Origin of the sequence: Archangium sp., assembly GCF_036388035.1 — a bacterium.
In the GTDB taxonomy this organism is placed as follows: domain Bacteria; phylum Myxococcota; class Myxococcia; order Myxococcales; family Myxococcaceae; genus Archangium.
Genome location: NZ_DASVSO010000006.1, coordinates 1 through 3912, shown reverse-complemented (window position 1 = coordinate 3912; position 3912 = coordinate 1). Strand labels below are relative to the sequence as shown.

Genomic DNA, 3912 nt, shown 5'->3' with positions numbered 1-3912 from the left:
GGTGTGGAGCCGGCGGCGGTGGTGGGGCACAGCATCGGCGAGGTGGCGGCGGCGCACGTGGCGGGGGTGCTCTCGCAGGAGGAGGCGATGCGGGTCATCTGCCAGCAGGGGCGCACCATCGGGCGCATCCGGGGGCTGGGGGCGATGGCGATGGTGGGGCTGCCCTGGGCGCGGGTCCTCGAGGCGCTGCCGGAGTACGCGGGCCGGGTCTGGCGGGCCATCCACGCGAGCCCCGAGTGGACGGTGCTGGCCGCGGAGCCCCCGGTGCTGGAGGGGGTGCTGGTGGCGCTCAAGCGCGCGGGCGTGCCGGCCCGGCGGATCGACTCGGAGGTGGCGGCGCACTGGCCGAAGGTGGACTCACTGCGGGAGGACTTGCGCGGCCTGCTGGGGGAGCTGCGCCCCGCTCCGGAGCAGTTGCCCATCGTCTCCACGGTGACGGGCGAGGAGCTGGCCGGGGAGCGGTTCGACGCGGACTACTGGGTGCGCAACCTCGCCGAGCCGGTGCTGTTCCGCGACGCGGTGGACGTGTTGCTCGGCAGGGGGCACGACGTCTTCCTGGAGGTCAGCCCGCACCCGCTCGTGAAGCACTCGCTGGAATCATGCCTGGCGCGGGCGGGGCGTCAGGGGACGCTGCTGGCCTCGATGCGGCGGGGCAAGGAGCCGCTCCAGGAGATGGAGGGCACGCTGCGCGGCCTGGTGGAGCTCGGCGCGCGGGAGAGGCGGGACGAGGCGCCCCTCCTTCGGGCTTGAGTCGCCCCCCGAGGGTGTCCGAGCTCAGGCCGCGCCTTCGTCGACGATCGCCTGGGTCGCGGCCTCCAGCCAGCGGCGGGTGGAGGCGAGGCGCGCCCCGGTGAGCGGCTGGATGGGCAGCAGCTTCCAACTGGTGAGGAAGCCGCTCCAGAGAATGTTGAGCCGCGCCGCACGTCCCTCGCCGTCCGGCGGTCCCAGCCACCTGGCCAACGGCGCGATCACCCGCGTCTGGAGAAACTCGACGCTCACCGCGTGCGCCTCGGGGTCGGCCGCCGAGAGGATCATCATCGCCAGCGGGCCCGAGGCGTCGTGCGTGTCGAAGAGGGCCGCCACCATGTCCACTCCGAAGCGGTGCCGCCGGTCTTCGCGCAGTATGGGGGTGATGTCGATCACCCGCTCCAACGTCGCCCGGAACAGCCCCTCCTTCGAGCCGAAGTAGCGGCCGACGAGCGCGGAATTCACCCCGGCGAGGTCCGCCACCTCTCGCACGCCGGTGTTGGCGAAGCCTCGCGTCGAGAACAGCGTCTGCGCGGCGTCGAGGATCGCGGTGCGCGTGCGCTCGGCATCGCGCTGGCGCGTTGCTTTCTTGGGCTCGGGAAGACCGGTCATATGTACACGGCTGTTTACTTAAGACGACGACTGGGTTATGTCTAGGATGTACACGGCTGTGTACATAGGCCGCGACGTTGCCGCGATAGGAGCGACCCTCATGACCGACTCCCAGACCCTGTCCCTGCCCGACAACGCCTCCCTGTTCACCCGCCTGCGCGTGGCGCTCCAGGCCCTGCAGGTGCTCAAGAACGATCCAGCGAATGCCACCTGCGGCCAGCTGCTCAACATCTGCCTGGACCTCAACGTCTACGCATCGCTCGCCCAGCAGCTTCAGCGCAGCGAGGAGGGGCGCCGCATGCTGTCCGAGCGCCCATCCCTGCAGGGCAAGGAGCTGGACCTGACCGTGCTGGAGCGCCTGCCCGAGGGGACGCTCGGCCATGCGTTCGCGCGCTACTTCCGCGACAACAAGATCTCCCCCTTCGAGACGACGCTCGAGCTCAAGGACGACATCGACGTCATCGGCAAGCGCTACCGCGAGACGCATGACCTGTTGCACGTGCTGACGGGCTACGGCACGGACGTGGTGGGCGAGATGGAGCTCCAAGCGTATGCCCTGGGCAACCTGGGGATCCACACCGCGGTGCTCATCCTGCTGTTCGGCACGTTCGAACGACTCAAGGAGCGGCAGCCCGGCGTCGGGATGTCCGAGTACCTGCGGCGGCTACGGGCCGCGTACCACCGTGGCCGCGCGTCCCAGCAGTTCCTCGGCTTCTGGTTCGAGCACCACTGGGAGACGCCCGTGGCCACGCTGCGCGCGCGGCTGTGCGCCCCGGCGGAGCGGATGAACTAAAGGGTCCCGTGCCGGAATCCCTCAAGAACTTCTTCGACCCGGTCGTGGTGCGGCGCCTCGCCACCATGCTTCGCGCCGCCTGGCCGTCCTTCCCGGAGTCGCGTTTCGTGGCCGAGGCCTCCGAGGGGCTCAAGTCTCACGAGCTCCTGGGTCGCGCCCGCCACATCATGCACGCCATGCACCGGGCGCTGCCCTCCGACTTCGAGCGCGCAGCCGACATCCTCGAGCGCTCGCTCGGGCCCGTGCTGGAGCGGCTGGAGGGCCAGGGCATGGCGGTGTTCCTCTACCTCCCGCACACCTTGTACGTCGCGGAGCATGGGCTCGACCACTTCGAGACCTCGATGCGCCTGCAGCATGCGCTCACCCAGCGCTTCACCGCCGAGTTCTCCATCCGCCCGTTCCTCGAGCGCCATCCCCGCGAGACGCTCGCGTGCCTCCGCCAGTGGGCGAGCGAGCCCAACGTCCATGTCCGGCGGCTCGTGTCGGAGGGGACGCGGCCCCGGCTCCCCTGGGCCTCCCGACTCCGCGCCTTCCAGGAGGACCCGCGCCCGGTGCTCGAGCTTCTCGAGCTCCTCAAGGATGACCCGGAGCTCTACGTCCGCCGCTCGGTCGCCAACAACCTGAACGACATAGGCAAGGACCATCCGGAGCTCCTCGTGGAGACATGCGAGCGTTGGAGCCAGGACGCCACGCCGGAGCGCCAGTGGGTCATCCGCCACGCGCTCCGCTCCGCGGTGAAGCGCGGGGATGCGCGAGCCCTCGCCGTCCTCGGCTTCCGGGGCGCCAGCTCGCTCGAGGTCACGGCCTCGTTCCGGCCCGGGCGGATCCGCCTCGGGGAATCCGTCAGCGTGTCCCTTTCCGTCTCCAACCGCTCGGGCAAACGCCAGCGTGCCGTCGTCGACCTCGCCGTCCACTTCATCAAGGCGAATGGCTCGGCGCGTCCGAAGGTCTTCAAGGGAGGAACGGTCGACCTCCCGCCGGGCGCGTCGGGCATGCTGGAGAAGACGGTCTCGTTCGCTGAGCTGACGACGCGGAGGCACTACGCGGGAGAGCACCGTGTCGAGGCGCTCGTCAACGGCCGCCCCGTGGAGTTGGGGAGCTTCACTGTCCTTGGGTAGGCCAGAGAGGGTGTCAGAGAGGGTGTCAAAGGATTTGAGCGACACGACCCGGCACGACACGCGGCGGGAAGGAGTAGAGAGGAAAGCAGGCCGAGAAATCCCCCCGCCTCCACCGAGCCGCCGCCTCTCGGAAGGCCGCGACGAAGGCCCGGTACTGCTCGCGCAATTCCTTCAACGCCTGGCGCGTGGAGGCATGCCCCAACGGCCGCGGACTACGCTTGAGGTGCTCGGGCCGGGTATGCGGGTGCTGCGCCCGCACGGTACGTGCCCCCAAGACAGGCGTGCCCCGAGATCGGGCCTCGGCTTCCACCTGCTCCACGAGTCCCCGAACCGCGCGCTGCCTCTCCTCCTCCCCCCATCCTTCCCAGCACGGCAGGGGCGCCACCTCCAACTCCACTGGCTCGGCCCATTCCTCGGCGAAGCGCCCCTTCCCCTCCGTGTCCTCACTGCCCCTCTTGCTCCAACGCTTCGTCCAATTGAACCACCGGAACAGCCGCTTCGCCGACCCCAGCAATTGTGGCAGGCAGGTGAGACCCGGCCACTCAGCGCTCTTCTCCACCAGTCCCTCCTTCACCCCATGGGCGAGCACGTAGCGCAATCGGCCCACCAACGCCGTGTCATCCAGTACCGGCTCCGCTGAGT

The 3912-nt window shown here is 69.8% G+C and carries 5 protein-coding genes; 3 read left to right on the top strand and 2 right to left on the bottom strand.

Going from position 1 to position 3912, the window contains the following annotated elements:
• The coding region (locus VF697_RS00235) for an acyltransferase domain-containing protein (protein WP_331091041.1) at positions 1-750 on the top strand (750 nt) is incomplete at its 5' end.
• A 24-nt stretch (positions 751-774) separates the two neighbouring features.
• Here the strand turns inward: VF697_RS00235 and VF697_RS00230 are convergent.
• Entirely contained in the window at positions 775-1359 is a 585-nt protein-coding gene (locus VF697_RS00230; protein WP_331091039.1) for a TetR/AcrR family transcriptional regulator, read from the bottom strand.
• Between the two features lie 100 nt (positions 1360-1459).
• Here VF697_RS00230 and VF697_RS00225 point away from each other — a divergent pair, with 100 nt between their 5' ends.
• Both VF697_RS00225 and VF697_RS00220 read left to right on the top strand, forming a co-directional pair.
• Complete coding sequence (locus tag VF697_RS00225; protein WP_331091037.1) at positions 1460-2152, top strand: Coq4 family protein; 693 nt, start codon at positions 1460-1462, stop codon at positions 2150-2152.
• 8 nt (positions 2153-2160) lie between these two features.
• The gene (locus tag VF697_RS00220; RefSeq protein ID WP_331091035.1) at positions 2161-3270 is read left to right on the top strand and encodes a DNA alkylation repair protein; all 1110 of its coding nucleotides are present in this window, start codon (positions 2161-2163) and stop codon (positions 3268-3270) included.
• A 25-nt stretch (positions 3271-3295) separates the two neighbouring features.
• Here the strand turns inward: VF697_RS00220 and VF697_RS00215 are convergent.
• On the bottom strand, positions 3296-3912 hold a 617-nt coding region (locus tag VF697_RS00215), incomplete at its 5' end, for a hypothetical protein (RefSeq protein ID WP_331091033.1).

Coding starts and splice junctions, on each gene's coding strand:
- VF697_RS00230 (WP_331091039.1), bottom strand. CDS start 1,359: ATGACCGGTCTTCCCGAGCCCAAGAAAGCAACGCGCCAGCGCGATGCC.
- VF697_RS00225 (WP_331091037.1), top strand. CDS start 1,460: ATGACCGACTCCCAGACCCTGTCCCTGCCCGACAACGCCTCCCTGTTC.